This window comes from Streptomyces sp. NPDC097129, from assembly GCF_055668065.1.
Window position 1 is genome coordinate 470,111 of sequence record NZ_JBVOQE010000002.1, and the last position, 25,784, is coordinate 495,894.

At 72.2% G+C, this 25,784-nt stretch carries 25 protein-coding genes; 16 read left to right on the plus strand and 9 right to left on the minus strand.

Annotated elements, in window-relative coordinates:
- Positions 1-118: 118 nt before the first annotated feature.
- Positions 119-562, minus strand: coding sequence for an SRPBCC family protein (locus AC0B9F_RS08035; RefSeq protein WP_471999771.1), 444 nt, complete (start codon positions 560-562; stop codon positions 119-121).
- 201 nt (positions 563-763) lie between these two features.
- On the opposite strand from AC0B9F_RS08035, the gene AC0B9F_RS08040 reads away from it, so the two are divergent.
- From AC0B9F_RS08040 to AC0B9F_RS08050, 3 genes are all read left to right on the plus strand, one after another.
- Entirely contained in the window at positions 764-1,807 is a 1,044-nt protein-coding gene (locus AC0B9F_RS08040; protein ID WP_471999773.1) for an Rv2578c family radical SAM protein, read from the plus strand.
- A gap of 136 nt (positions 1,808-1,943) precedes the next feature.
- Positions 1,944-3,512: an alpha/beta hydrolase gene (locus tag AC0B9F_RS08045; protein ID WP_471999775.1), complete on the plus strand. Its 1,569-nt coding sequence runs from the start codon at positions 1,944-1,946 to the stop codon at positions 3,510-3,512.
- 61 nt (positions 3,513-3,573) lie between these two features.
- On the plus strand, positions 3,574-3,972 hold the full coding sequence (locus tag AC0B9F_RS08050) for a RidA family protein (protein ID WP_471999777.1): 399 nt from the start codon (positions 3,574-3,576) through the stop codon (positions 3,970-3,972).
- Between the two features lie 7 nt (positions 3,973-3,979).
- Here AC0B9F_RS08050 and AC0B9F_RS08055 read toward each other — a convergent pair whose 3' ends face one another.
- Positions 3,980-4,555, minus strand: a complete 576-nt coding sequence (locus AC0B9F_RS08055) for an adenylosuccinate lyase (RefSeq protein ID WP_471999779.1) — start codon at positions 4,553-4,555, stop codon at positions 3,980-3,982.
- A gap of 408 nt (positions 4,556-4,963) precedes the next feature.
- Between AC0B9F_RS08055 and AC0B9F_RS08060 the strand changes: the two genes are divergently transcribed.
- The 9 genes from AC0B9F_RS08060 (at position 4,964) to pssA (ending at position 15,897) form a co-directional block, all read left to right on the plus strand.
- Complete coding sequence (locus tag AC0B9F_RS08060) at positions 4,964-6,769, plus strand: 3-hydroxyacyl-CoA dehydrogenase family protein (protein WP_471999782.1); 1,806 nt, start codon at positions 4,964-4,966, stop codon at positions 6,767-6,769.
- Positions 6,770-6,914: 145 nt separating this feature from the next.
- Positions 6,915-7,727 (plus strand): TetR family transcriptional regulator, encoded by an 813-nt coding sequence (locus AC0B9F_RS08065; protein ID WP_471999784.1) that lies wholly within the window; start codon positions 6,915-6,917, stop codon positions 7,725-7,727.
- 419 nt (positions 7,728-8,146) lie between these two features.
- Complete coding sequence (gene ccrA, locus AC0B9F_RS08070) at positions 8,147-9,484, plus strand: crotonyl-CoA carboxylase/reductase (RefSeq protein ID WP_472000876.1); 1,338 nt, start codon at positions 8,147-8,149, stop codon at positions 9,482-9,484.
- Positions 9,485-9,500: 16 nt separating this feature from the next.
- Positions 9,501-11,549 (plus strand): protein meaA, encoded by a 2,049-nt coding sequence (locus AC0B9F_RS08075; protein ID WP_471999787.1) that lies wholly within the window; start codon positions 9,501-9,503, stop codon positions 11,547-11,549.
- Positions 11,546-12,508 (plus strand): HpcH/HpaI aldolase/citrate lyase family protein, encoded by a 963-nt coding sequence (locus AC0B9F_RS08080; RefSeq protein ID WP_361684927.1) that lies wholly within the window; start codon positions 11,546-11,548, stop codon positions 12,506-12,508. The genes AC0B9F_RS08075 and AC0B9F_RS08080 overlap by 4 nt, the downstream gene beginning before the upstream one ends.
- 5 nt (positions 12,509-12,513) lie before the next feature.
- Positions 12,514-13,026: a MaoC family dehydratase gene (locus AC0B9F_RS08085; RefSeq protein ID WP_030948303.1), complete on the plus strand. Its 513-nt coding sequence runs from the start codon at positions 12,514-12,516 to the stop codon at positions 13,024-13,026.
- 3 nt (positions 13,027-13,029) lie between these two features.
- Positions 13,030-14,235, plus strand: coding sequence for an acyl-CoA dehydrogenase family protein (locus tag AC0B9F_RS08090; protein WP_361627317.1), 1,206 nt, complete (start codon positions 13,030-13,032; stop codon positions 14,233-14,235).
- Between the two features lie 170 nt (positions 14,236-14,405).
- Positions 14,406-15,059 carry a phosphatidylserine decarboxylase gene (locus AC0B9F_RS08095; protein ID WP_471999793.1) on the plus strand — a complete coding sequence of 218 codons (654 nt, stop codon included), beginning with the start codon at positions 14,406-14,408 and terminating at the stop codon, positions 15,057-15,059.
- A 22-nt stretch (positions 15,060-15,081) separates the two neighbouring features.
- Positions 15,082-15,897: a CDP-diacylglycerol--serine O-phosphatidyltransferase gene (gene pssA, locus AC0B9F_RS08100; protein WP_472000877.1), complete on the plus strand. Its 816-nt coding sequence runs from the start codon at positions 15,082-15,084 to the stop codon at positions 15,895-15,897.
- A gap of 1,224 nt (positions 15,898-17,121) precedes the next feature.
- Here the strand turns inward: pssA and AC0B9F_RS08105 are convergent.
- Positions 17,122-18,273, minus strand: coding sequence for a glycerate kinase (locus tag AC0B9F_RS08105; RefSeq protein WP_471999796.1), 1,152 nt, complete (start codon positions 18,271-18,273; stop codon positions 17,122-17,124).
- A 156-nt stretch (positions 18,274-18,429) separates the two neighbouring features.
- Here AC0B9F_RS08105 and AC0B9F_RS08110 point away from each other — a divergent pair, with 156 nt between their 5' ends.
- Together AC0B9F_RS08110 and AC0B9F_RS08115 are read left to right on the plus strand one after the other, a co-directional pair.
- Positions 18,430-19,506 (plus strand): ADP-ribosylglycohydrolase family protein, encoded by a 1,077-nt coding sequence (locus AC0B9F_RS08110; protein WP_471999798.1) that lies wholly within the window; start codon positions 18,430-18,432, stop codon positions 19,504-19,506.
- 38 nt (positions 19,507-19,544) lie between these two features.
- Positions 19,545-20,051: an NUDIX domain-containing protein gene (locus AC0B9F_RS08115; RefSeq protein ID WP_471999800.1), complete on the plus strand. Its 507-nt coding sequence runs from the start codon at positions 19,545-19,547 to the stop codon at positions 20,049-20,051.
- A 32-nt stretch (positions 20,052-20,083) separates the two neighbouring features.
- Here the strand turns inward: AC0B9F_RS08115 and AC0B9F_RS08120 are convergent, their stop codons facing one another.
- Entirely contained in the window at positions 20,084-20,626 is a 543-nt protein-coding gene (locus AC0B9F_RS08120; RefSeq protein ID WP_471999803.1) for a GNAT family N-acetyltransferase, read from the minus strand.
- Between the two features lie 117 nt (positions 20,627-20,743).
- On the opposite strand from AC0B9F_RS08120, the gene AC0B9F_RS08125 reads away from it, so the two are divergent.
- The gene (locus AC0B9F_RS08125; RefSeq protein WP_471999810.1) at positions 20,744-21,481 is read left to right on the plus strand and encodes an SIR2 family NAD-dependent protein deacylase; all 738 of its coding nucleotides are present in this window, start codon (positions 20,744-20,746) and stop codon (positions 21,479-21,481) included.
- A gap of 70 nt (positions 21,482-21,551) precedes the next feature.
- Here the strand turns inward: AC0B9F_RS08125 and AC0B9F_RS08130 are convergent, their stop codons facing one another.
- The 5 genes from AC0B9F_RS08130 to AC0B9F_RS08150 all read right to left on the minus strand — a co-directional run bounded on the left by AC0B9F_RS08130 (position 21,552) and on the right by AC0B9F_RS08150 (position 24,858).
- Positions 21,552-21,764 carry a hypothetical protein gene (locus AC0B9F_RS08130; protein WP_471999814.1) on the minus strand — a complete coding sequence of 71 codons (213 nt, stop codon included), beginning with the start codon at positions 21,762-21,764 and terminating at the stop codon, positions 21,552-21,554.
- Between the two features lie 451 nt (positions 21,765-22,215).
- Positions 22,216-22,392, minus strand: a complete 177-nt coding sequence (locus tag AC0B9F_RS08135) for a hypothetical protein (RefSeq protein WP_471999817.1) — start codon at positions 22,390-22,392, stop codon at positions 22,216-22,218.
- 109 nt (positions 22,393-22,501) lie between these two features.
- Positions 22,502-22,984, minus strand: a complete 483-nt coding sequence (locus AC0B9F_RS08140; protein ID WP_471999820.1) for a methylated-DNA--[protein]-cysteine S-methyltransferase — start codon at positions 22,982-22,984, stop codon at positions 22,502-22,504.
- An 8-nt stretch (positions 22,985-22,992) separates the two neighbouring features.
- Complete coding sequence (locus AC0B9F_RS08145; protein ID WP_472000880.1) at positions 22,993-24,462, minus strand: AlkA N-terminal domain-containing protein; 1,470 nt, start codon at positions 24,460-24,462, stop codon at positions 22,993-22,995.
- 225 nt (positions 24,463-24,687) lie between these two features.
- The gene (locus AC0B9F_RS08150; protein ID WP_471999822.1) at positions 24,688-24,858 is read right to left on the minus strand and encodes a hypothetical protein; all 171 of its coding nucleotides are present in this window, start codon (positions 24,856-24,858) and stop codon (positions 24,688-24,690) included.
- A gap of 35 nt (positions 24,859-24,893) precedes the next feature.
- Here AC0B9F_RS08150 and AC0B9F_RS08155 point away from each other — a divergent pair, with 35 nt between their 5' ends.
- Complete coding sequence (locus AC0B9F_RS08155; RefSeq protein WP_471999824.1) at positions 24,894-25,718, plus strand: MFS transporter; 825 nt, start codon at positions 24,894-24,896, stop codon at positions 25,716-25,718.
- Positions 25,719-25,784 lie beyond the last annotated feature (66 nt).

The window sequence follows — 25,784 nt, forward strand, 5'->3', positions numbered from 1 at the left end:
GGCGCGGCGAGTTACGGCGAATCGGCGCGTCGAACGGAGATCCACTCGAACCGGTGACGGAGTCAAGGCCCTTCAACGGGCGGGGACTTGTCAGGTTCCGGATGTCACCGGCGACGTGTCACTTCTCGACCTCGACGGCGAGCTTGGCGAGCATCGCGTCGTAGATCCGGGCGAGCCCCTTGGGCGCGAAGGTCTTCTCGAAGAAGCCGCCGATGCCGCCGGCGCCGTTCCAGGTGGTGGTCACCTGGACCCGGGACCTGCCCTCGCCGGCCGGGGTGACGGTCCAGGTGGTGACCATGGAGGAGTTGCGGTCCTTCTCCACCAGCTGTCCGTCGGTGGGCTCGGCGACCTCCATCAGGCAGTCGCGGATGCGCTTGCTGGTGGCCTGGAGCTTCCAGTGGACGAGGGTGCCCTCGCCGTCGCCGCCCTCGCGCACCTCGTACTCGCTGAAGTGCTCGGGCAGCAGCTTCTCGCGCGCGCCGCTGTAGTCGGCGAGGGTGTCGAACACCTTCTCCGGGTCCGCCGCGACGACCCGCTCGGTAGTGGCCTCGACCTGCGCCATCGGATCCCTCCAGGACCTCGTGTTCTCGGGCTTGGGGCAAGCCAACCACCCCGCCGCGCGGGCGCCCAAATCGGGGTGGCGGAAGTGATCGATCGGGGGTCGCCGGGTGACCGGAGCTGACGCTCGCACGATCATGGGAACAAGTGTTCTATTGTGTCGGCAGAGCCACCGAGACCTTCGCCAGAGCACCGAGGAGGCGTCATGCGCTGGGAGAACCTCACCGTGGACTCGGGCGAGCACGGCCGGGCCGAGGACGCCGCGCTGTTCGGCGCGGACGCGGTGGTCCGCCGCACGATCGACACGCCCGAGTTCCGCGGGATCACCTTCCACGAGATCCGGGCCCGCACGATCATCAACCGCGTCCCCGGCGCCTCCCGCATGCCCTTCGAGTGGACCGTGAACCCCTACCGGGGCTGCTCGCACGCGTGCGTGTACTGCTTCGCCCGCAAGACGCACAGCTATCTGGACCTGGACACCGGCCTCGGCTTCGACACCCAGATCGTGGTCAAGGTGAACGCGCCGGAGCTGCTGCGCCACCAGCTGGCCTCACCCCGCTGGCAGGGCGAGCACATCGCGATGGGCACGAACGTCGACTGCTATCAGCGCGCCGAGGGCCGCTACCGGCTGATGCCGGGCATCATCGCCGCCCTGCGCGATCGCGCGAACCCCTTCTCGATCCTCACCAAGGGCACGCTGATCCTGCGCGACCTGGAGCTGCTGAAGCAGGCGGCCGAGGTGACCGACGTCGGCATCTCCGTCTCGGTCGGCTTCGTCGACGGCGAGCTGTGGCGGACGGTGGAGCCGGGCACCCCGGCCCCGGAGCGGCGCCTGGACGTCGTACGGACCCTGGCCGGGCACGGCATCGGGTGCGGGGTGCTGATGGCGCCGGTGATCCCGTTCCTCGGAGACCGGCCCGAGGAGCTGCGGGCGACCGTGCGGGCGATCGCTCAGGCCGGGGCGACCTCGGTCACGCCGCTGGCGCTGCACCTGCGGCCCGGGGCCCGGGAGTGGTTCATGGCGTGGCTGGAGCAGCACCACCCGTACCTGGTGCCGCGCTACGAGCGGCTGTACGCCGGAGGCGCCTACGCGCCGAAGTGGTACCAGCGCCGGATCACCCGTCAGGTGCACGAGCTGGCCCAGGAGTACGGCATCGGTCCGGCCGGCCCGGGTCTGCCCCGCCGGATCCGGCCCGCTGAGGTCACCGGCACCGCGGCGTCCGAGCCGACCCAACTGTCGCTGATCTGAGAGCGTTCGGGGGCATCCGGCGGCCCAATTGGGTCAAGTATCGTCCGAACACGTTCTTCGGGGGTCCCTTGCCGGGACGATGCGGCATGGACCGTGAATCTCGCGGTCCACCACCCTCCGTCCTGGGAGGACCCCCATGAGCAAACGCGCAGTCGCGCTGTGCGGCGCCGCCGCCGTGCTGGCCGGAGCCCTGACGGCCGCGCCCGCGCAGGCCCGAGCCGCACAGGGCGCCCCCGCCGCCCACCTCAGCTGGAAGAAGTGCGGCACCACCGACTATCCGACGCTCCAGTGCGCCTCCCTGACGGTGCCGCTGGACCACGCGAGGCCGGACGGGCCGCAGATCACCCTGGCGCTCTCCCGCGTCCCGCACACGGCCCCGGCCTACCAGGGCCCGCTGCTGGTCAACCCCGGCGGCCCCGGAGGCAGCGGGCTCACCCTCGCCGGGTTCGTCGCCTCCTCGCTGCCCAAGGCGGTGGCCGCGCAGTACGACGTCATCGGCTTCGACCCGCGCGGGGTCGGCAGGTCCCGCCCCGCCCTGGACTGCGAGCCCGGCCACTTCACGCCGGTGCGGCCCGACTCGGTGCCGGCGACCGGCGCCCTGGAGCGGGCCAACCTGCGCCGCGCCACGTCCTTCGCCGCGGCCTGCGGCAGGAAGTACGCGGACCTGCTGCCCCACATGGACACGGTCAGCGCCGTGCGGGACATGGACGCCATCCGCCGCGCGGTCGGCGCGCCCCGGCTGAACTACTTCGGTTACTCGTACGGCACTTATCTGGGCGCCGTCTACGCCCGGCTGTTCCCGGAGCGGGTGCGCCGCCTGGTGCTGGACTCCGTCGTCGACCCCACGGGTGTGTGGTACGACGACAACCTCACGCAGGACTACGCCTTCAACGACCGCCACCGGGCGCTGATGTCCTGGATCGCGAAGTACGACGCCACCTACCACCTGGGCACCGACCCGGAGCAGGTGGAGGCGAAGTGGTACGCGATGCGGGCGGCGCTCGCGAAGAAGCCGGCCGAGGGGAAGGTGGGCGCCTCGGAGCTGGAGGACACCTTCATCCCCGGCGGCTACTACAACGGCTACTGGCCCTACCTCGCCGAGGCGTTCGCGGCGTACGTCACCAAGAAGGACACCGGGCCGCTGGTCGAGGCCTACGACAACTTCGGCGCGGTGGGCGCCTCCGGTGACAACGGCTACAGCGTCTACACGGCCGTGCAGTGCCGGGACGCCTCCTGGCCGCGCGACTGGCGGCAGTGGCGCAAGGACAACTGGGCGGTGTACGAGAAGGCGCCGTTCATGACCTGGAACAACGCCTGGTACAACGCGCCGTGTGCGTTCTGGCCGACGTCGGCGCAGCAGCCGGTGAACGTCGCCAACGCGAGCCTGCCGCCGGCGCTGCTGTTCCAGGCGACGAACGACGCCGCGACCCCCTACCGGGGCGGCACGACGGTCCACCGGCTGCTGAGCCGTTCCAGCCTGGTCGTCGAACAGGGCGGCGGCAACCACGGCATCACGCTCAGCGGCAACGGCTGCCTGGACCGGTATCTGTCGGCGTACCTGGCCGACGGCACCGTGCCGCGCGGCGGCGGGGCGGTCGACGCGGTGTGCGCGACGCTGCCCGACCCGAAGCCTCTCGGCACGAAGGAGGCGTCCAGCGGCTCACGCGGCTCGGCGCTGCACGGGCTGCTCGGCTTCCGTAGCTGAGCGCGCCTTTGACGTCCCGTCGGGGACGGTGGTTGTCAGACCCGTGCTCCATGATGGACGCATGAGTGAGCTGACGAGGATCACCGCCCCCGACGGAGTCGCGCCCGCGGCGCAGTACAGCCATGTCGTGACCGGCGCCGGCCGCCTGGTCGCCGTCTCGGGACAGCTGGCGGTGGCCGAGGACGGCACCGTGGTCGGCGAGGGCGATCCGGCGGCGCAGGCCCGCCAGGTCTTCGACAACCTCCGCCGCTGCCTGGCCGCGGCCGGGGCGACCTTCGACGACGTCGTCAAGCTGACCTACTTCGTCACGGACATGGCCCATATGCCGGCCGTCCGCGCGGCCCGCGCCGCCCACATACCGGACGACCGCCTCCCGGCCGCCTCGGCGGTCCAGGTGGCGGCGCTGGTGCGCCCGGAGTTCCTGATGGAGATCGAGGCGCTGGCCGTCGTGCCGGCCTGACGGCCGCTCACCGCTGCCGCGGGATGCGGGCCAGCGCGTGGACCGCCGCCTCGGCGAGGGCCGGGTGGGCCAGGGCGTCGGTGAGGACCTCTCGCGCGCGGGCGTCGGCCAGCGCTCCGAGGCCTTCCACGCAGGCGAGGGCCACCTTGCGGTAGGGGTCGTGGGGGCTCAGGCGCCGCCGCAGAGTGGTGATCAGGGCGGGCACGGACTCCGGGGCGTCCAGCGCGACCAGCAGGCGGACCGGGTGCAGGGCGTAGGCCACGCGCAGTTCGTTGGTGGCGAGGGCGGCCGCCGCGCGGGCCGTGCGCGGGTCGCCGAGGCGGGCCAGGGCGTGCGCGGCGGACGCGCAGCGCTCGGGGTCGCGGTGGTTGAGCAGCAGGACGAGGGCCTCGAAGGCGCGCCGGTCACCGGCCCGGCCCAGCTGGAAGGCGGCCAGCTCGCGGGCCCACAGCGGCTCCGCGGGCGCGGTGAGTACCCGGGCCAGCACATCGGAGTCCTCCGCGGCGAGCAGCCGCTCGAAGTCCGGCCCGCCGCCCGACTCCCGCCGTAAGCGCTCCGTGAGCGCTCGCAACTCTTCGTCCATGTCAGAGAGGGTAGGACGCCCGCGGCGTCGAGGGACGTACATCACAAAGTCCGAGGGCTGGCGCGCTCGTTACCCGCCGGTTAAGCTCAAGCGAGCGAGTTACCCACTCGCACCCCTCCCCGTGGCGGTTTGGTGACGCAGCCCCACGGGAGCAGTCGGTTCGGTACTTCATGTACCGCAGTGCGACCCGGCCTCGGGACAGGGCCGGTCGGTTCTCCGCCGTCTCCTGGGCGTGTGCACGCCCGCCCCGCCCTCGGGTCCGTCCGAGCGGGGCAGCCGGCGACGGCGCCGGGCGTGTGCGCTCAGCAGCCCGGACATCACACCCGCACTCCTGCACGCACCCGGTGCGCCCCCGTGGCGCACCCGGGCGCACTCCTCGTCGTCACCCCTCATTCCTGGAGTCCCGCGATGGCCACTCCCCTGTCCCCCAGCTCTCCCTCCGCCCTGCAGAAGATCGCCGTCGTCGGTCTCGGCACCATGGGCACCGGCATCACCGAGGTCCTGGCCCGCGCCGGCCGCGAGGTGACCGGCATCGACATCAGCGAAGCGCAGGCGGCGAGTTGCGTCGCCGCCCTGGAGGCGTCCACCGCCCGTGCCGTCGAGCGCGGCCGGCTGACCGAGCAGGAGCGCGCCGACGCCCTCGCCCGCGTCCGCACCAGCACCGAGCTGTCCGCCGCGGCCGACGCCGACCTCGTCATCGAGGTGGCGCCGGAGTCGTACGAGATCAAGCAGCAGATCTTCCGTGAGCTGGACGGGATCGTGCGTCCCGAGACCATCCTCGCGACCGGCACCAACGCCCTGTCCGTGACCCGGCTGGCCGCCGACTCGGCCCGCCCGGAGCGGGTGCTGGGCCTGCACTTCTTCAACCCGGCGCCGGCCATGAAGCTGGTCGAGGTCGTCTCCTGTGTGCTGACCGCGCCGCAGGCCGTCGCCATGGTCACCGACCTGGCGATCGAGCTGGGCAAGGAGCCGGTGGCGGTCGGCGACCGTCCTGGGTTCGTGGCGGACGGGCTGCTGTTCGGCTACCTCAACCAGGCGGCCGCGATGTACGAGGCCAAGTACGCCTCCCGTGAGGACATCGACGCGGCGATGCGGCTCGGCTGCGGCCTGCCGATGGGCCCGCTCGCCCTGCTCGACCTGATCGGCGTCGACACCGCGCGCACGGTCCTGGAGGCCATGTACGCCGCCTCCCGCGACCGGCTGCACGCCCCGGCGCCGATCCTGAAGCAGCTGAGCGAGGCGGGCCTGACCGGCCGCAAGGCGGGCCGCGGCTTCTACACCTACGAGGCCCCCGGCAGCGCCACCGTCGTGCGCGACGCCCTGACCCCGCTGGAGGGCGACTCCCTCACCCCCGGCCGCCCGGTGCGCTCGGTCGGCGTCGCCGGCTCCGGCACGATGGCCTCCGGCATCGCCGAGGTCTTCGCCAAGGCCGGTTACGAGGTGGTCCTGGCCGCCCGCAGCGAGGAGAAGGCGCAGACGGCGAAGGCCCGCATCGGCAAGTCGCTCGCCCGCTCGGTGGACAAGGGCCGGCTGACCGCCGAGGCCGCGGCCCAGACCCTGGAGAGGATCACCCCGGCGGGCTCCTACGAGGCGTTCGCCGACGTCGACCTGGCCGTCGAGGCCGTCGCCGAGGACCTGGAGGTCAAGCGGCAGCTGTTCGCGGCCCTGGACAAGGTCTGCAAGCCGGGAGCGGTCCTCGCGACGACGACGTCCTCGCTGCCGGTCGTGGCCTGCGCCCGCGCCACCTCGCGCCCGCAGGACGTGATCGGCATGCACTTCTTCAACCCGGCGCCGGCGATGAAGCTGGTCGAGGTCGTCCGTACGGTGCTCACCGCCGACGACGTCCACGCCACCGTCCGGGAGGTCTGCGCCAAGGTCAGGAAGCACGCCGTGGACTGCGGCGACCGGGCCGGGTTCATCGTCAACGCGCTGCTCTTCCCGTACCTGAACAACGCGATCAAGATGGTCCAGGAGCACTACGCCTCGCTCGACGACATCGACGCGGCGATGAAGCTGGGCGGCGGCTACCCGATGGGCCCCTTCGAGCTGCTGGACGTCGTCGGCCTGGATGTCTCGCTGGCCATCGAGAAGGTCCTGCACCGCGAGTTCCGCGACCCCGGTCTCGCGCCCGCCCCGCTCCTGGAGCACCTGGTGGCCGCGGGCTGCCTCGGCCGCAAGACGGGCCGCGGCTTCCGCGAATATGCCCGCCGCTGAGGGATCCGGCGACCGGCTGCGCGTGGAGGACGACCGCGCGGACTGGGGCGGCCTGCTCGATCCGGCCGCCCCTCCCCCGCCCTTCGAGGGCGGGGGAAGCCCCGGACCTGCACGGCGAGCTGCGGACATGCAGTACGTTCGGGTCATGTCCCAGCCCGCCAAGTCCTCACGTACTCCCGCCACGCCCGACGCGCCGGAAACCGCCGCGGGCTCTCGCGCGGCTGCCCAGCGGCTGAAAATGCGCCGAGAACTGGCGGCCGCCGCGATGGAGCTCTTCGCGACGAAGGGGTACGAGGCGACCACCGTCGACGAGATCGCCGCCGCGGCCGGCGTCGCCCGCCGCACCTTCTTCCGCCACTTCCGCTCCAAGGAAGAGGCGATCTTCCCGGACCACGACGACACCCTGATCCGCGCCGAGGCGGTCCTCAACGCCGCGCCCGCGCACGAGCACCCGCTGGACACGGTGTGCCGCGGCATCAAGGAAGTCATGAAGATGTACGCGGCCCGCCCGGAGATCTCCGTGGCCCGCTACAAGCTCACGCGCGAGGTGCCCACCCTGCGCGAGGCCGAGATCGCCTCGGTGGCCCGTTACGAGCGCCTGTTCACCCGCTATCTGCTGGGCCACTTCGACGAGCACGCGCACGACGACGACGCCAACGACGACCCGCTGCTGGCCGAGGTCGCCGCCTCGGCGGTGGTCACCGCGCACAACCACGTCCTCCGGCGCTGGCTGCGGGCCGGCGGGCAGGGGGACGTGGAGGCGCAGCTCGACCACGCCTTCGCGATCGTGCGCAAGACGTTCGGCACGGGGATCATGGCCGGGCGTTCCGCGCAGCCCGCGCCGCCGGCCGCGGCGACGACGTCCGCCCAGGGCGAGGTGCTGGTGACGGTCGCCCGCACCGACGCCCCGCTGGAAGAGGTCATGCGGACCATCGAGCAGGCGCTCAAGGAGCGCTAGGCGCCCGCCTCACCTGTGACGACGGCCACCCCTCGGGGTGGCCGTTTTGGCATGCCGCGAGCCGTTTTCCACCAGCTCTCCAGCGGTGTTCGATCGATCATCGCTCATTTGTTGCGTAAAGATTTCATCTGAGAGCAAGTTCTGGCACTCAGTGCCTTGTCACCTGACACGCTGTGCCATACGTTGAGAGTGTTCCGGGCGGCCGGCGCGCAGCGAACCGCGATCGTGCCGGCTGTCCCCGCAAGCCTTCGGCCTGCGCGCCCGGACGCCTGCGTCACAGGCACCCTCCCGCGCCACAAAGCGCTGCCGAACAGCACCACCCGCCGAACCGACGGCACACCCTCAACCCTCAGCAGCACCGACGTACCCCTCAGCGCCCCTCCCTCAGGGCGCTCACCGCCGGAGGCAACACCGTGACCGTGAAGGACATCCTGGCCGCGATCCAGTCGCCCGAGACCACCTCGGCCGACTTCGCCAACCTGCCGCTCCCCGAGTCGTACCGAGCGATCACCGTCCACAAGGACGAGACGGAGATGTTCGCGGGCCTGGACACCCGCGACAAGGATCCGCGCAAGTCGATCCACCTGGACGAGGTCCCGGTGCCCGAGCTGGGCCCGGGCGAGGCCCTGGTGGCCGTCATGGCCTCCTCGGTCAACTACAACTCCGTGTGGACCTCGATCTTCGAGCCGGTGTCGACCTTCGCGTTCCTGGAGCGCTACGGCAAGCTGTCCCCGCTGACCAAGCGGCACGACCTGCCGTACCACATCATCGGCTCCGACCTGGCCGGCGTCGTCCTGCGCACCGGTCCCGGCGTCAACGCCTGGCAGCCCGGCGACGAGGTCGTCGCCCACTGCCTCAGCGTCGAGCTGGAGTCCCCCGACGGACACGACGACACCATGCTCGACCCCGAGCAGCGCATCTGGGGCTTCGAGACCAACTTCGGCGGCCTCGCCGAGATCGCGCTCGTCAAGTCCAACCAGCTGATGCCCAAGCCCAAGCACCTGAGCTGGGAGGAGGCCGCCGCCCCGGGCCTGGTCAACTCCACCGCCTACCGGCAGCTCGTCTCCCGCAACGGCGCGGCGATGAAGCAGGGCGACAACGTCCTGATCTGGGGCGCCTCCGGCGGCCTCGGCAGTTACGCCACCCAGTTCGCCCTGGCCGGCGGCGCCAACCCCATCTGCGTCGTCTCCTCGCCGCAGAAGGCCGAGATCTGCCGGAAGATGGGCGCCACGGCGATCATCGACCGCAACGCCGAGGGCTACAAGTTCTGGAAGGACGAGCACACCCAGGACCCCAAGGAGTGGAAGCGCTTCGGCAAGCGCATCCGCGAACTCACCGGCGGCGAGGACATCGACATCGTCTTCGAGCACCCCGGCCGCGAGACCTTCGGCGCCTCGGTCTACGTCACCCGCAAGGGCGGCACCATCACCACCTGCGCCTCGACCTCGGGCTACATGCACGAGTACGACAACCGCTACCTGTGGATGTCCCTGAAGCGCATCATCGGCTCGCACTTCGCCAACTACCGCGAGGCCTACGAGGCCAACCGGCTCATCGCCAAGGGCAAGATCCACCCCACGCTGTCGAAGACGTACTCCCTGGAGGAGACCGGCCAGGCGGCCTACGACGTGCACCGCAACCTGCACCAGGGCAAGGTCGGCGTGCTGTGCCTGGCGCCCGAGCAGGGCCTGGGCGTGCGCGACCCGGAGATGCGCGCGCAGCACATCGACGCCATCAACCGCTTCCGGAACGTCTGAGCAGCGGGGGCCGCAGATGACTGAGCGTCAGCCCGCCGAAGGCAGGCGGGAGAAGGACCGGCCGTGGCTCATGCGCACGTACGCCGGTCACTCCACGGCCGAGGCGTCCAACGAGCTGTACCGGCGCAACCTCGCCAAGGGCCAGACGGGTCTGTCGGTGGCGTTCGACCTGCCGACGCAGACCGGCTACGACTCCGACCACATCCTCGCCCGCGGCGAGGTCGGCCGGGTGGGCGTGCCCGTCGCGCACCTCGGTGACATGCGCCGGCTGTTCCAGGACATCCCCCTGGAGCAGATGAACACCTCGATGACGATCAACGCCACCGCCATGTGGCTGCTGGCGCTCTACCAGGTCGTCGCCGAGGAGCAGGGCGCGGACATCACCAAGCTCCAGGGCACGACCCAGAACGACATCGTCAAGGAGTACCTGTCCCGGGGCACCCATGTGTTCCCCCCGGGGCCGTCGCTCCGCCTGACGACGGACATGATCGCGTACACGGTCTCCCACATCCCGAAGTGGAACCCGATCAACATCTGCAGCTACCACCTGCAGGAGGCCGGGGCCACGCCGGTGCAGGAGATCGCGTACGCGATGTCCACCGCGATCGCCGTCCTGGACGCCGTGCGCGACTCCGGCCAGGTGCCGCAGGAGCGCATGGGCGATGTGGTCGCCCGGATCTCCTTCTTCGTCAACGCGGGCGTCCGCTTCGTCGAGGAGATGTGCAAGATGCGCGCCTTCGGCCGCATCTGGGACCAGGTCACCCGTGAGCGGTACGGCATCGAGAACCCCAAGCAGCGCCGCTTCCGCTACGGCGTCCAGGTCAACTCGCTCGGGCTGACCGAGGCGCAGCCGGAGAACAACGTCCAGCGGATCGTGCTGGAGATGCTGGCGGTCACCCTCTCCAAGGACGCACGCGCGCGTGCGGTGCAGCTGCCCGCGTGGAACGAGGCCCTCGGCCTGCCCCGCCCGTGGGACCAGCAGTGGAGCCTGCGCATCCAGCAGGTCCTCGCCTACGAGAGCGACCTGCTGGAGTACGACGACATCTTCGAGGGCTCGAAGGTGATCGAGGCGAAGGTCGACGAGCTGGTCGAGGCCTCCCTCGCGGAGATCGAGCGGATCCAGGAGATGGGCGGCGCGATGGCCGCCGTCGAGTCCGGCTATCTGAAGTCGCAGCTGGTCGCCTCGCACGCCGAGCGCCGGGCCCGGATCGAGTCCGGGCAGGAGAAGATCATCGGCGTCAACATCTTCGAGTCGACCGAACCCAACCCGCTCACCGCCGACCTGGACACCGCGATCCAGACGGTCGACCCGGCGGTCGAGGCCCAGGTCATCGCCTCGCTGCAGCACTGGCGGGACACCCGCTACCAGCCGCCCTTCAACCACCCGCGCCCGTGCAAGGCGCTGGAGAAGCTGAAGGAGGCCGCGAAGGGCACGGACAACCTCATGGAGGCCACCCTGGAGTGCGCCCGCGCCGGCGTGACGACCGGCGAGTGGGCCGGGGCGCTGCGTGAGGTGTTCGGCGAGTTCCGGGCGCCGACGGGCGTGTCGTCGGCGCCGGTGGCGGTCCCCGCCGAAGAGGGCTCGGCCATGTCCGAGGTGCGCCGCAAGGTCGACCTGACGGCGAAGGACCTCGGCGTGGGCAAGCTGCGCTTCCTGGTGGGCAAGCCGGGCCTGGACGGGCACTCCAACGGCGCCGAGCAGATCGCCGTGCGGGCCCGCGACGCCGGGTTCGAGGTGGTCTACCAGGGCATCCGGCTCACCCCGGAGCAGATCGTGGACGCGGCCCTGGCCGAGGACGTGCACGCGGTGGGCCTGTCCATCCTGTCCGGCTCGCACGCGCAGCTGGTGCCGGACGTGCTGGAGCGGCTGCGTGTGGCCGGTGCCACAGATATACCGGTGATCGCGGGTGGCATCATCCCCAGCGGGGACGCCGCGCAGCTCAGGGCCGCCGGCGTGGCCGCCGTCTTCACCCCGAAGGACTTCGACATCACCGGGATCATCGGCCGCATCGTCGACGAGATCCGGACAGCGAACAAGCTCGACCCCCTGGAGGTCCCCGCATGACGACCGTCAACCGCCTTCGCCCGCGGCGCTCCTGCCTGGCCGTACCGGGCAGCAACCCGCGCTTCCTGGAGAAGGCGCAGGGCCTCCCGGCGGACCAGGTCTTCCTCGACCTGGAGGACGCGTGCGCGCCGCTCGCCAAGCCCGAGGCGCGGCACACCATCGTCAAGTTCCTCAACGAGGGTGACTGGACCGGCAAGACCAGGGTCGTGCGCGTCAACGACTGGACGACCGAGTGGACGTACCGGGACGTCGTGACGGTGGTCGAGGGCGCGGGCCAGAACCTCGACTGCATCATGCTGCCGAAGGTGCAGAACGCCGAGCAGATCGTCGCCCTCGACCTGCTGCTGACGCAGATCGAGAAGACGATGGGCTTCGAGGTCGGCAAGATCGGCATCGAGGCGCAGATCGAGAACGCGCAGGGCCTGAACAACGTCAACGCGATCGCGCAGGCCTCCCCGCGCGTCGAGACGATCATCTTCGGCCCGGCCGACTTCATGGCGTCGATCAACATGAAGTCCCTCGTCGTGGGCGAGCAGCCGCCCGGCTACCCGGCGGACGCCTACCACTACATCCTGATGAAGATCCTCATGGCCGCCCGCGCCAACAACCTCCAGGCGATCGACGGCCCCTACCTGCAGATCCGCAACATCGACGGCTACCGCGAGGTCGCCCAGCGCGCCGCCGCCCTCGGCTTCGACGGCAAGTGGGTGCTGCACCCGGGCCAGGTCGAGGCGTCCAACGAGATCTTCTCGCCGTCGCAGGAGGACTACGACCACGCCGAGCTGATCCTGGACGCGTACGACTACTACACCTCCGAGGCGGGCGGCAAGAAGGGCTCCGCGATGCTCGGCGACGAGATGATCGACGAGGCCAGCCGCAAGATGGCGCTGGTCATCTCCGGCAAGGGCCGGGCCGCCGGCATGCAGCGCACGAGCAAGTTCGAGATCCCGGAGGCCTGAGCGCGATGCAGTTCGGACGCACCTACGAGGAGTTCGAGGTCGGGGCGACGTACAAGCACTGGCCGGGAAAGACGGTCACGGAGTACGACGACCACCTGTTCTGTCTCCTCACCATGAACCACCACCCGCTCCACATGGACACGAACTATGCGGAGAAGACGACGGACTTCGGCAAGAACGTCGTCGTCGGGAACTACATCTACTCCCTGCTGCTCGGCATGAGCGTGCCGGACATCTCCGGCAAGGCGATCGCCAACCTGGAGATCGAGTCGCTCAAGCACGTGGCGCCGACCTTCCACGGCGACACGATCTACGGCCAGACGACCGTGCTGGACAAGTGGCCGTCGAAGTCGAAGAACGACCGAGGGATCGTCTACGTCGAGACCAAGGGCTACAAGCAGGACGGCACCCTGGTGTGCGTCTTCCGCCGCAAGGTCATGGTGCCCACCGAGACGTACATCAAGGAGCGCGGCGGCGAGCAGCCCGGCCGCCCCGAGCTCAAGGAGCAGGAGAAGTAAGCCATGGCCCGTCTCGCCCAGACCGCCGGTCTGACCGACGTCCAGCAGGAGATCCTCTCCACCGTCCGGGACTTTGTCGACAAGGAGATCATTCCTGTCGCGACGGAGCTGGAGCACCGCGACGAGTACCCGCAGCAGATCGTCGACGGGCTCAAGGAGCTCGGCCTCTTCGGTCTGATGATCCCCGAGGAGTACGGGGGCCTGGGCGAGTCGCTGCTCACCTACGCCCTGTGCGTGGAGGAGATCGCCCGCGGCTGGATGAGCGTCTCCGGCATCATCAACACGCACTTCATCGTCGCGTACATGCTCAAGCAGCACGGCACGCAGGAGCAGAAGGACCACTTCCTGCCGAGGATGGCGGCCGGCGACATCCGCGGCGCCTTCTCGATGTCGGAGCCGGCCCTGGGCTCCGACGTGTCGGCCATCACGTCGAAGGCGGTGAAGGACGGCGACGAGTACGTCCTGAACGGTCAGAAGATGTGGCTGACGAACGGCGGCACGTCCTCGCTCGTGGCGGTCCTCGTCCGCAGTGACGAAGGGCACCCCGAGGGCACGGCGCCCCACAAGTCCATGACGACCTTCCTGGTCGAGAAGGAGCCGGGCTTCGGTGAGGTCCGCCCGGGCCTGACCATCCCCGGCAAGATCGACAAGATGGGCTACAAGGGCGTCGACACCACCGAGCTGATCATGGACGGCCTGCGGATTCCGGCCGACCGGGTGCTCGGCGGGGTCACGGGCCGAGGTTTTTACCAAATGATGGACGGCGTGGAGGTCGGCCGCGTCAACGTCGCCGCGCGTGGCTGCGGTGTCGCTCAGCGCGCCTTCGAGCTGGGCGTACAGTACGCCCAGCAGCGCCACACCTTCGGCAAGCCGATCGCCCAGCACCAGGCGATCCAGTTCAAGCTCGCCGAGATGGCCACGAAGGTGGAGGCCGCGCATGCGATGATGGTGAACGCAGCGCGCAAAAAGGACTCCGGTGAACGAAACGACCTCGAGGCGGGGATGGCGAAGTACCTCGCCTCCGAGTACTGCAAGGAGGTCGTGGAGGATGCCTTCCGGATCCACGGCGGCTATGGCTTCTCCAAGGAGTACGAGATCGAGCGCCTCTACCGTGAGGCACCGATGCTGCTCATCGGTGAAGGTACCGCCGAGATCCAGAAAATGATCATCGGGCGCAGGCTGCTCGAAGAGTATCGGTTCCAGGGCTGATTGTCCGGGTACGGGGTGTTATCTCCGGGAGGAAGATCACACCCCGTAGGCACTCTTCGGACGCCGACTCGGCTTCCTGGCTTACCCAGTTGTGCCCGTGAACCGCTACGATCGCGGAAAGCCGCCGTCCCCCTCCTGAAGCGCGGCATCATCCGCTACGAAGGTCATCCATGCCCCACAGCCAATCTGCACCTCGCGACAGCCGAGCCGGCGTACGCCTCGCGCGCGGAGCATCGCCGTGGCTTCTCCCGACCGTCGCCACCGCAGCCCTCAGCCTGGCCCGGGCGCGCCGCTCCGGCGCCGCCAGGGCCGTCGCCGTTCCCGCCACCGCGCTCGCGGCGGGGATGCTGTGGTTCTTCCGCGACCCCGAGCGTGAGATCGCCCAGGGCCGGGTCATCTCCCCGGCCGACGGCGTGGTGCAGAGCATCATGCCGTGGAAGGACGGGCGGACCCGGGTCGCGATCTTCATGAGCCCGCTCAACGTACACGTCAACCGCGCCCCGCTGGCCGGCACCGTGACGTCGGTCGAGCACATCTCCGGCGGCTTTGTTCCGGCTTTCAACAAGGAGAGCGAGAACAACGAGCGCGTAGTCTGGCATTTCGACACCGAACTCGGCGACATCGAGATGATCCAGATCGCCGGCGCGGTGGCCCGGCGCATCGTGCCGTACATCCCGCAGGGGACGAAGGTCGAGCAGGGCGACCGGATCGGGCTGATCCGCTTCGGCTCGCGTGTCGACCTCTACCTGCCGGAGGGTGTGGAGGTCGCGGTCGAGGTCGGTCAGAAGACCGTGGCTGGGGTGACTCGCATTGACCGTGATTGATCCGCAGACTCAGTCGGGCTGGGTGCCCGAGGCGGGCGAGGACGACGAGGAGGAGATGCCTCTCTCCCTCCGCCTCTCAATAGCGGACACCCTCACCCTCGGTAACGCCACGTGCGGCTTCATGGCGGTGTACTTCACCACCACCGGCATCCTGATCCCGCACCTGACCGGCAGCCAGGAATCCGGCATGGCCCGCCACAGCGCGGCCACGGCGGTCATCCTGATGCTGTGCGCGGCGGTCTTCGACCTGTTCGACGGCCTGGTCGCGCGCAAGCTGCGTTCCTCGCCGATGGGCGCCGAGCTGGACAACCTCTCGGACCTGATCAGCTTCGGCCTGGCCCCGGCGTACTTCGTCCTGGTCTACGGCATGGTCGCCGACGACGCCCACCAGAGAGTGGCCGCGGTCGGCGCGATCGTCGTTCTGCTGGCGGTCGTGCTGCGGCTCGCCCGCTTCTCGTGCGTGACGGTGAAGGACGGGACCTTCCAGGGCATGCCGAGCCCCTTCGGGGCGCTGACGGTCGTGGCGATCGTCCTGCTGGAGCTGCCGTTCGCGGCGACGCTGCTGGCGATCATCGGTACGGCGTGGCTGATGGTGAGCCGCGTGGAGTATCCCAAGCCGCGTGGGCGTCTCGCGGTGGCGATGCTCTCCTGGATCGTGCTCAGCATGGGCCTGCTGGCCGCGTGGGCCTTCGGCGCGCCGAGCGGGCAGCTGCTGCTGCAGACCGGCTGTGCGCTGCAGCTGGTGATGGGCGCGGTGATCCCGCTCTTCGCGACCGCGCGACGGGTGAACAACTTCCGCGACAACCGGCGCGAGGCGCGGGCCGCGCAGTTGCCGTAACGGCATCCTGAGGGCCCCGGACCATTGGGTTCGGGGCCCTTTGCCATGTACGCGGCCCGTGTGCCGGTCACTGTCACTGTCCTGGGGCCCTTCCCCAGACCCCATCAGGGTCCCGGGTCGGCGCCCGGCAGGAGGGTCCGTGAGAGGAGCTTCGGCGAGCGGCACCCCGCAGCCGATGGGCCCGGGCGCCGCCCTGGCGCTCGGCGCCGAGGAGGCTCGAGCCCGAAAGACGCTCCCACCAGGCCCGGGGCCTGGGCCTGGGCCTTGTACAGCGCCCGGCAGCGGTGCTCTCGGGCGCGCCCACCAGGCCCGGGGCCTGGGCCTGGGCCTTGTACAGCGCCCGGCAAGCGGTGCTCTCGGCCACGCCCGGAGCAGGCGCCCCAAAGCAGCGCCGGGTAGCGGCGGCCCCGCGCGGCACCCGGAAAACGGCGCCCAACGCAAGGCCCGACAGCAGCGCGCCAGGCCACACGCCGGAAGGCAGCGTCCGGCAACCCCCCGCTCGTCCGCCGCGAAGACAGCGGCCGGCAACACCGGGACGGCACTCGGCGCGGCACCCGGCGACGCGGGAGGCCCCGGAAAACGGCCACCCCGGGGACGACGTCCGTGAAGACGGCGTCCCCGGGGTGGCCGTTCGGCGACGGGGCTCCGGAGCCCGGCCGGGAACAGGGGCCGAGCCCCGGGGCCCGCCGGGAACAGGAGCGGCGCCCGGGACCCGCCGGGAACAGGAGCGGGGCCCCCGGACCCAGCGGGAACAGGAGCGGAGCCCCGGAACCCGCCAGGAACAGGGGCGGAGCCCCGGAACCCGCCAGGAACAGGGGCGGAGCCCCGGAACCCGCCGGAAACAGGAGCGGGACTCCGGGACCCGCCAGGAACAGGAGCGGGGCCCCGGAACCCGCCGGAAACAGGGGCCCCCGGAACCCGCCAGGAACAGGAGCCGAGCTCCGGGCCCTGCCGGGAAACAGGGGCCCCCGGAACCCGCCAGGAACAGGAGCCGAGCTCCGGGCCCTGCCGAGGGCCGCGCTCCGGGACCCGCCGGGAAACAGGGGCCGAGCTCCAGGCCCCGCCGAGGGGCCACGCTCCGGGGTCCCGCCGACGGGCCGGGCTCCGGAGCCCCGCCGGGGACAGCTGCTGCGGCGTGGGCGCCGGGAACGTGGGGCCCGAGGTGGCCGCCGGAAGACGGGCTGCGGGCTCTCAGCCGGACGGCGGGCTGGGGCCCCGGGGGGCTCAGCTCAGGTAGTCCTTCGCGATCTGTTCCGCCACCCGCTCCAGGATCGGGCCCGCGTCCGCGATGCACTTCGCGACGTCCGGCTCGATCTCCGTCAGCGGGTACGCGCGGCGGATGCCCGCGCGGCCCAGGGCCTCGTGCCGCAGGGCGAGACGGCCGCAGACCGCGACGACCTCCTTGTCCGCCGCCCGCGCCGCCGCCGCGACGCCCGCCGGGGCCTTGCCGTGCAGGGTCTGCTCGTCCAGGGAGCCCTCACCGGTGATCACCAGCGTGGCCCGCTCCAGGGCCGGGGCGAAGCCGAGCACGTCCAGCATCAGCTCGATGCCGGGCCGGAAGCTCGCGCCGAGCAGCAGCGCGCCGTAGCCGATGCCGCCCGCGCCGCCGGCGCCCGGGGACGCGGCGAGCTCGGCGGCCTTCGGGCCGATGGCCTTCTCCAGGACCTGCGCGTAGTGGGCGAGGGCCGCGTCGAGCGTCGCCACGTCCTGCTCGGAGGCGCCCTTCTGCGGTCCGTACACCGCCGCGCAGCCCTTCGGGCCGGTGAGCGGGTTGTCCACGTCACTGGCGAGGACGAAGTCCACCCCGGCGAAGCGGGGGTCCACGCCCGACAGGTCGGCCGAGGCGAGGTCCGCCAGGGCGCCGCCGCCCGGACCGACCGGCGCACCGTCGGCGTCCAGGAACACCGCGCCGAGAGCGGCCAGCATGCCGGCGCCGCCGTCGGTGGTGGCGCTGCCGCCCACGCCGAAGACGATGGTGCGGGCGCCCGCGTCGAGCGCGGCCTTCAGCACCTCGCCGGAGCCGTACGTGGTGGCGGTCAGGGGGGCGAAGACGCCCGCCGGGAGCAGCTGGAGGCCCGAGGCCTCGGCCATCTCCACCACCGCGGTGCCGTCGCGCAGCGCGAAGGCAGCCGTGACCGGCTCACCGAGCGGGCCGGTGACCCGGACCTCCCGGCGTTCGAAACCGGCCGCCACGGCAGCCGCCACCGTGCCGTCACCGCCGTCCGCGACGGGGAGCGTCTCGACCTCCACGCCGGGTACGACCCGGCGCAGCCCGGCCGTCACCCGCTGGGCGACCTCGACCGCCGTCAGCGAGCCCTTGAACTTGTCCGCGGCAACGAGCACCCGCCGGGTGCCCTCCACAGCAGCGTCCGCCACCTTGCTATCCCCTTGCTCTCCGGGCCCGACGCATGTCAGGGCCAGTCGCGCCGCTGCGACCATAACCGGAGGACACCCCTGCCGTCATGCCCAGCCCGCTCCCTGGAACGCCCGCTCGCCTGCGCAGACCCCGCCGCGAGCGGGTACCCCTCCCCCATGACCGCTGTGGGCACTGGGCCGGACCTGGCCGACCGCATCCTCGGAGGCTGGCTGGGCCGGATCGCGGGCAACATGCTCGGCAAGCCGGTGGAGCAGGGCGAGGTGTGGACCCGGGACCGCATCGACCGCTATCTGCGGCGGGCCGCCGCGCTGCCGCTGACCGACTATCTGCCCGAGCCCGCGGACGGCGGTGAGCACGACCCGCCGCTGCGCCCGGAGTGGCGTGACTGCGTGCGCGGCCGCATCCACGGCAGCTGCCGGGACGACGACGTCGACTACGCGATCCTCGGTCTGCACCTGCTGGAGACGTACGGTTTCGCGTTCAGCACCGAGCAGGTCGGCGACCTGTGGCTGCTGCGGCTGCCGTATCTGCAGACGTTCACGGCGGAGCGGGCGGCGTACCGCAATCTCGCCAACGGGCTCAAGCCGCCGCTGACGGCGACCCTGGACAACCCCTACCAGGAGTGGATCGGCGCCCTGATCCGCGCCGACGTCTTCGGCTGGACCTGTCCCGGCGCCCCGCACCGCGCGGCCCTGCTGGCCCGCCGGGACGCGGTGCTGTCGCACACCGGCAACGGCGTGTACGGCGCGATGTTCGCGGCCGCGCTGGTCTCCGCCGCGTTCAGCGCGCCGACCGTGCGCGACGCGCTGGAGAGCGCGCTGGCCGTCGTACCGGCGGGCAGCCGTCTGGCGCGGACCGTGCGCCGGGTGATGTCGCTGCACGAGACGCGGCTGCCGTGGGAGGAGACGCTGGCCACGCTCGAGGAGGAGACAGCCGGCCTGGGCTGGATCCACACCGTGCCGAACGCCGCGGTGCTCACCGCGGGCCTGCTCTACGGCGACGGGGACTTCACCCGCACTCTCGCGCTCACCGTGCGCGGCGGTCTGGACACCGACTCCAACGGGGCGACGGCGGGTTCGGTGGCCGGGGTGCTGGCCGGGGCCGCGGCGATCCCGGCGCAGTGGACGGAGCCGCTCGAGGACACCGTGCGCAGTGCGGTGTTCGGCTTCGACGGGGTGCGGATCAGCGAGCTGGCCGAGCGGACGCTGCGGCTGGCCGGGCGGGAGGCGTGAGCCGTCCCGGGAGGGCCGGGGCTGGTTACCCTTCCTGGATGACCGCAGCTGACTTCGCGACGTACATCGCCTCCCTCCCGCGCGTGCTGGCCGGGGCCGCCGCGCTGTTCCGGGACGCCGAGGGCCGGGTGCTGCTGGTGGAGCCCGGCTACCGGGAGGGCTGGGCGCTGCCGGGCGGCACGATCGAGTCCGACGACGGTGAGACACCGCGGCAGGGCGCGCGGCGCGAGACGCTGGAGGAGATCGGTCTGGACCGGCCGCTGGGCCGGCTGCTCGCCGTGGACTGGTCGCACGGCCCTGGCCGGCCGCCGCTGGTGGCGTACCTGTACGACGGCGGTGTGCTGACCGAGGACGACCTCAAGGCGATCCGTCTGCAGGAGGAGGAGCTGCTGTCGTGGCGGCTGGTGCCGCGCGAGGAGCTGTCCGGCTTCCTCCTCGACCCGCTGTGCGGTCGCGTCCTGGTCGCCCTCGACGTCCTGGCGGACGGCTCGGGTACGGCGGAACTGGAGAACGGCCACCGCGTCGCCGGAGCGGCGGACCGGTGAGCGACCACCGGCTCGTGTGACCGGCGGCGCCCTCAGCGGTGCCCCGAGGGGGCGGGCAGCCGGTACACCACGCTGCGGCGCAGCGGGCCGTCGGGCATGCCCGGGTCGTCGAAGTCGTCGGCCGGGTCGTGGGTCATGCCGAGCCGGAGCATGACGGCCTGGGAGCGGGCGTTGGCGGCCGCCGTCACCGCGAGGACCTCCGGGAGCCCGAGACGCGTGAAGCCGAAGTCCATCACCGCCCGGGCGGCCTCGGTGGCGTACCCGTGCCCCCACGCCGGGCGGGCCAGCCGCCACCCGGCCTCCACCCCCGTGAACGGCATGTCCTCCTCCACGGGGTCCAGGCCGGTGAACCCGATGAAGGCGCCGGTGTCGCGCACCTCGACCGCCCACCAGCCCCAGCCCCGCCGGTCAAGATCGGCCTGGAAACGCGCCACGGACGCGTCGCTGCGCTCCGGTGTGAGGACGTCGGGGAAGTACGCGCGTACCTCGGGGTCGGCGTTCATGGCCGCCCATGGGGCGAGGTCGGACTCGCGCCAGTGGCGCAGCAGCAGCCGGTCGGTCGTCAGCTCGGGCATCGGGCCAACGTAACGCGACCCCGCACGACCGCACGACCGGTTATCGCCGCCCCGGTGCGGGCCTTCCCCGCTCGGACACCGCTCGATCCGCGCCGGCCGGCGTCCTACGCTCGGCCCATGACCAGGCCCCTCGTAGCGATCCTCAGCGGCGCCGGGATCTCGACCGATTCCGGCATCCCCGACTACCGCGGTCCCGACGGGCTGTGGCGGCGCGATCCGGACGCCGAGAAGCTCGTGACGTACACGTACTACATGGCCGGTCCGGAGATCCGGCGGCGCTCCTGGCTGATGCGGCGCGAGACCGGCGCGCTCCAGGCGCGGCCCAACGCCGCGCACCGGGCCGTCGCGGAGCTGGAGCGGGCCGGGATGCCGGTGCGGGTGATCACGCAGAACGTGGACGGGCTGCACCAGCTGGCGGGGATGCCCGCCCGCAAGGTGCTCGAACTCCATGGCAGCGCCCGCAGTGTGGTGTGCACCGAATGTCATGCGCGCAGTGCGATGGAGGACGCCCTCGCCCGGGTCGACGCCGGCGAGGCGGACCCGCCCTGCTGGGACTGCGGCGGCATTCTCAAGCCTGCGACCGTCATGTTCGGCGAGCGGCTCGACCCGATGGTGCTCGGCGAGGCGGCCGCGATCAGCAAGGCGTGCCAGGTGTTCATCGCCGTCGGCACCAGCCTTCAGGTGCAGCCGGCCGCCGGGCTCGCCGGCGTCGCCGCCGACCACGGGGCGCGGCTGATCGTCGTCAACGCGGAGCCGACGCCGTACGACGAGTTGGCGGACGAGGTGATCCGCGAACCCATCGGCACGGCCCTGCCCGCACTGCTCCGCGGGCTGAGCGGCGAGGCGGGCGAGTGAGGCTCCCGGCCGGCCGGTCGTCCGGCCGGCCAGGAGCCCGGTTCCTCTGTACGGCCGTTCGGCCGCGAGATCAGAAGGAGACGGTGACGCCGGCCTGGTGGTACTGGCCGGCGGTGCCGAGCACCGTGGCCTGGGCCGCGCCGGCCTGGGCCAGGAGGTCCGAGTCGCTGACCGCGGTGGGGCCGGCGACGACGGAGGCGTGCGGAGCCGCGAGGCCGCCGGCCACGCCGTCGAGCTCGGCGTCGGCGATCTCGGCGGTCTGGATCTGCGGAGCGGAGTTCATGGGGGACTTCCCTTCGTACTGATGTGTACCCGTGGGGGTGGGCCCGCTCGGGGACGATTGCGGGCCGCGACGGATACAAGCACGGGGCTCGGCCCGATCTCCACCCGCGGGCCGCCGCCACCGGGGCGCACGCGTGCCGGACGCTCTGATCTGTGGAGACGCGCCCACGCCTTCGAAGCGACTTCTTCATCTGCGCCGCCACTTCGGAACACCGACGGCCTTGCCACAGCGGTACCGAACAGGACACTTGGCCGAAACCGTGCACCGACGCCGGGGCCCGGCGCCGGACGTGGCCCGGATGCGCAGTGAGTGTGCAGATTCCGGTGAGCCCTGGGTGACGGCCCGTCAGGCGAGCACGGACCGTCAGGCGAACAGCAAAGTGCCCGTGGACCTCAACCGTTCCTGCCCACGGCAGGGTTGAGGACCACGGGCACCCGGGGTCAGCCGCTGATCAGAGGGCTACCTCGACGCAGACCTGAGCCTGCAGGCCCGCCTCGACGGTCCCCGCGGCGCCGACGGCGAGCCCGCCACCGAGCCCCACACCGGCGTGCACGGCGAGACCACCGGCGACGTTGTCGAGTTCGGCCTCGGAGATCTCGGCGGTCTCGACCTGGTAAACGGAGTTCATGCGTTTTCCCTTCGTACTGGCTGCCGAAAGATCCAAACACGGGTCCGGAGGGCCGTCGGCCGGTCCCGAGGGGCCTGCGGTGAATCTGCACAGCACATGCGCACGTCGGTCAGAACAGCGCCGCACCGCCTTCGAAGTCCAGCAGTTGGCGCTTGCGGCACAGGCCGCCGCCGTAGCCGGTGAGGCCGCCGTCGGCGCCGACGACGCGGTGGCAGGGGACGATGATGCCGATCGGGTTCCTGCCGTTGGCGAGACCGACCGCGCGGGAGGCGCCCGGCGCGCCGAGGGCGGCGGCCAGGTCGCCGTAGGTGCGCCGCTCGCCGTAGGGGATCGCCCGCAGCTGTTGCCATACGCTGCGCTGGAACGGGGTGCCGTGCAGGCGCAGTTCGAGGGTGAACTCCCGCAACTCGCCCGCGAAATAGGCCTTCAGCTGGTGCTCGGCCTCGGTGAACGGGGTCGGGTCGCGATCTCCGAAGGTCTCCTCGGGTGGGCGGTGGCGCTGCGCGGTCATGTACAGCCCGCACAGGACACCGTCGTCGGCGACGAGGGTGAGCGGGCCGCACGGGCTGTCGATCACGGTGTGCTGCTTCATGAACGTCCTCACACGGGCAGGAAGTTGATGGGGTGGTCGTCGGTCGCCCACAGGTACTGCACGGCGTACGCCCGCCAGGGGCGCCAGGCCGTCGCGCGGGCGGTGAGGGCGGCCGGGGTGGCGGGCAGGCCCAGGTCGGCGGCCGCGCGGCGGATGCCGAGGTCGGTGGGGAGGAAGGCGTCGGGGTCGCCGAGGGCGCGCATGGCGATGACGTCGACCGTCCAGGGGCCGAAGCCGGGCAGGTCCAGCAGCCGGGCGCGGGTCTCGGCCCAGTCGCTCTCGACGCCCAGATGGAGGGAGCCGTCGGTCAGGTGACGGACCAGGGTGGTGAGGGTGGTGCAGCGGGTGCGGGGCATCGCCAGGGTCTCGGGGTCCACCGCCGCGAGGGCCTGCGGGGACGGGAACAGGTGGGTCAGGCCGCCCTCGGGGTCGGCGACCGGCTCGCCGTGCGCCGTGGTGAGCCGAGCGGCGTGGGTGCGGGCGGCGGCCGTGGACACCTGCTGCCCGAGCACGGCCCGCACGGCGAACTCCGCCTCGTCGACCGTGCGCGGCACGCGCCGCCCGGGTGCCTTGTCGACCAGGGGCGCGAGCAGCGGGTCGGCGCGCAGTGCGTCGTCGACGGCGACCGGGTCGGCGTCCAGGTCGAGCAGACGGCGGCAGCGGCTGATGGCGACGGTGAGGTCGCGCAGGTCGGTGAGGGTGAGGCGGCAGGCGATGTGGTCGGGGCGCGGGGTGAGGGCGGCGATGCCATGCCCGTACGGCAGCCGCAGCGTGCGCCGGTAGGAGCCGTCCCGCCACTCCTCCACGCCGGGTACGGCGGTCGCGGCGAGGTGGCCGAAGAGGTTGTCCGGGTTCAGCGGGGCCCGGAAGGGCAGGCGCAGCGACAGGGTGCCGGGGGCGGCCGGCGTGGCGCTGCGCGGGACGCGGGCGCGCAGGTCGCTCGGGGCGACGGCGAAGACCTCGCGGACGGTGTCGTTGAAGGTGCGGATGGAGGCGAAGCCGGCGGCGAAGGCGATGTCCGCCATCGGCAGCTGCGTCGTCTCGATGAGCAGGCGCGCGGTCTGGGCGCGCTGTGCGCGGGCCAGGGCGAGGGGCCCAGCGCCCAGCTCGGCGAGGAGCTGGCGTTCGACCTGGCGGGTGCTGTAGCCGAGACGGGCGGCGAGGCCGGGCACGCCCTCGCGGTCCACGACGCCGTCGGCGATCAGCCGCATGGCGCGGGCGGTGAGGTCGGCGCGCTGGTTCCACTCCGGTGAGCCGGGGCTGGTGTCGGGGCGGCAGCGTTTGCAGGCGCGGAAGCCGGCCTGCTGGCAGGCGGCCGCGCTCGGATGGAAGGTCATGTTCTCGGGCTTCGGCGGTACGGCCGGGCAGCTGGGCCGGCAGTAGATGCCGGTGGTCAGGACGGCGGTGAAGAACCAGCCGTCGAAGCGCGCGTCCTTGGACTGGACGGCGCGCACGCACCGCTCCCGGTCGGTGTGCATCCCGTTCTGCATGCCTCAAGCATCGGCGACGCGGGCGGCCAGGGCTGGCGGGAATCCGACATCGACGCGGCGTGGGCTGCGCAGGGACGGATCACTGACGCGACACGCTCGCCTCTCGGCGCCGCGTCGTGACGACACCCCCGCCTCTCGGCGCCGCGTCGTGACGATACGCTCGCCCTCTCGGCGCCGTGTCGTGACGACACGGCCGTGGCCTCGCAGTCGTCATCAGCCGCCGGCCGGCTCGCGGAGCATCCCCGGCCGGGCAGCCGTGACCCTGCCGGGTGAGCCGGCGCCGTGCCGGGCGCGGGCACCGCTGTACGCGGCCGGCTTCACCACCGCCTTCGGGGCGCACGGCATCGCGGCGAGCCCCGGCGCGGCCGACGCGGACGCCGTCACCTCCCTGCTGGTCCTCTGGACCGCCCCGGCCGGCCGTGGGCGGCACGGCTCGGGCAGGGCGCCGCGGCCTCCGCCTTCTCGCCGTCGGCGTCGGCGGCGGCGCTGGTGTCCCGGCTGAACCCGGCGGCGGGGCAGGGCCGTGCCGTGCCGTCGGCAGCTACGGCTTCCTCAAGTCCGTCGGCTCCACGCTGGGCCCGCTGCTGGGCGGGGTGCTGGTGTGGGCCAGCGGGCTGCGGCTGCTGTTCCGGGTGCTCGCGGTGCTCGGCGCCGGGGCCGCGCTCTGGGCGTGGGCGGCGGTGCCCGACGTACCGCCGCTGCCGAAGAAGCGGCAGACGGTGCTGGATCTGGCGCGGCGCCCGGCCGATCCGGTGTTCCTGGTGCCGAGGGCGGCGCCGGCCGGGGCGACGGCCGCGCTGTCGGTCGGGGTGGGTTTCCTGCCGGTGTCGGGGCGGGCGGCCGGGCTCCGGCCGGTGGCGACGGGCGCGGCGGTGTCGGTGCCGGCGGCGTGCGCGGCAGTCGTGCGGCCGCGGGCCGCGCGGGCGCTGGACGCCGGGCGCTGGACGCCGGGCGCTGGACGCCGGGCGGCTGCGCACGGGCACCGGGCTGGGCGCGGTGCTGCCGCCGGCGGCGGCGGCCGGGGCGGAGTGCGCGATGCTGCCGAGGCTCACGGGTGTGTGCTCGCCGCCGCGCTGATCGGTCTCGGTACCGGGCTGATCACCCCGCTGGGGTACGCCGCGCCGGCCGCGGGGGCGCCGAAGGAGCGGCTGGGGCAGACCATGGGGCGGCGGAGCCGGGCCGGGAGCCCGGCGACGCGGGCGGGCCGCTGCTGGTCGCGGGCGTGGCGTCGGCGTCGACCCTAACGTACGGGTACGCCGCGCTCTGCCGGCGCTGGGGCCGGTGCTCGCCCGGGTGGGGCGAGCACCGGT

Bases quoted from the DNA above. Each gene is read 5' to 3' on its own strand.
- AC0B9F_RS08095 (WP_471999793.1), top strand. From the start codon at position 14,406: ATGCCCCACAGCCAATCTGCACCTCGCGACAGCCGAGCCGGCGTACGC.
- AC0B9F_RS08080 (WP_361684927.1), top strand. From the start codon at position 11,546: ATGACGACCGTCAACCGCCTTCGCCCGCGGCGCTCCTGCCTGGCCGTA.
- AC0B9F_RS08125 (WP_471999810.1), top strand. From the start codon at position 20,744: ATGACCAGGCCCCTCGTAGCGATCCTCAGCGGCGCCGGGATCTCGACC.
- AC0B9F_RS08115 (WP_471999800.1), top strand. From the start codon at position 19,545: ATGACCGCAGCTGACTTCGCGACGTACATCGCCTCCCTCCCGCGCGTG.
- AC0B9F_RS08045 (WP_471999775.1), top strand. From the start codon at position 1,944: ATGAGCAAACGCGCAGTCGCGCTGTGCGGCGCCGCCGCCGTGCTGGCC.
- AC0B9F_RS08140 (WP_471999820.1), bottom strand. From the start codon at position 22,984: ATGAAGCAGCACACCGTGATCGACAGCCCGTGCGGCCCGCTCACCCTC.
- AC0B9F_RS08055 (WP_471999779.1), bottom strand. From the start codon at position 4,555: ATGGACGAAGAGTTGCGAGCGCTCACGGAGCGCTTACGGCGGGAGTCG.
- AC0B9F_RS08135 (WP_471999817.1), bottom strand. From the start codon at position 22,392: ATGAACTCCGTTTACCAGGTCGAGACCGCCGAGATCTCCGAGGCCGAA.
- AC0B9F_RS08050 (WP_471999777.1), top strand. From the start codon at position 3,574: ATGAGTGAGCTGACGAGGATCACCGCCCCCGACGGAGTCGCGCCCGCG.
- AC0B9F_RS08075 (WP_471999787.1), top strand. From the start codon at position 9,501: ATGACTGAGCGTCAGCCCGCCGAAGGCAGGCGGGAGAAGGACCGGCCG.
- AC0B9F_RS08035 (WP_471999771.1), bottom strand. From the start codon at position 562: ATGGCGCAGGTCGAGGCCACTACCGAGCGGGTCGTCGCGGCGGACCCG.
- AC0B9F_RS08085 (WP_030948303.1), top strand. From the start codon at position 12,514: ATGCAGTTCGGACGCACCTACGAGGAGTTCGAGGTCGGGGCGACGTAC.
- AC0B9F_RS08120 (WP_471999803.1), bottom strand. From the start codon at position 20,626: ATGCCCGAGCTGACGACCGACCGGCTGCTGCTGCGCCACTGGCGCGAG.
- AC0B9F_RS08130 (WP_471999814.1), bottom strand. From the start codon at position 21,764: ATGAACTCCGCTCCGCAGATCCAGACCGCCGAGATCGCCGACGCCGAG.
- AC0B9F_RS08060 (WP_471999782.1), top strand. From the start codon at position 4,964: ATGGCCACTCCCCTGTCCCCCAGCTCTCCCTCCGCCCTGCAGAAGATC.
- AC0B9F_RS08090 (WP_361627317.1), top strand. From the start codon at position 13,030: ATGGCCCGTCTCGCCCAGACCGCCGGTCTGACCGACGTCCAGCAGGAG.
- AC0B9F_RS08040 (WP_471999773.1), top strand. From the start codon at position 764: ATGCGCTGGGAGAACCTCACCGTGGACTCGGGCGAGCACGGCCGGGCC.
- AC0B9F_RS08145 (WP_472000880.1), bottom strand. From the start codon at position 24,462: ATGCACACCGACCGGGAGCGGTGCGTGCGCGCCGTCCAGTCCAAGGAC.
- AC0B9F_RS08065 (WP_471999784.1), top strand. From the start codon at position 6,915: ATGTCCCAGCCCGCCAAGTCCTCACGTACTCCCGCCACGCCCGACGCG.
- AC0B9F_RS08110 (WP_471999798.1), top strand. From the start codon at position 18,430: ATGACCGCTGTGGGCACTGGGCCGGACCTGGCCGACCGCATCCTCGGA.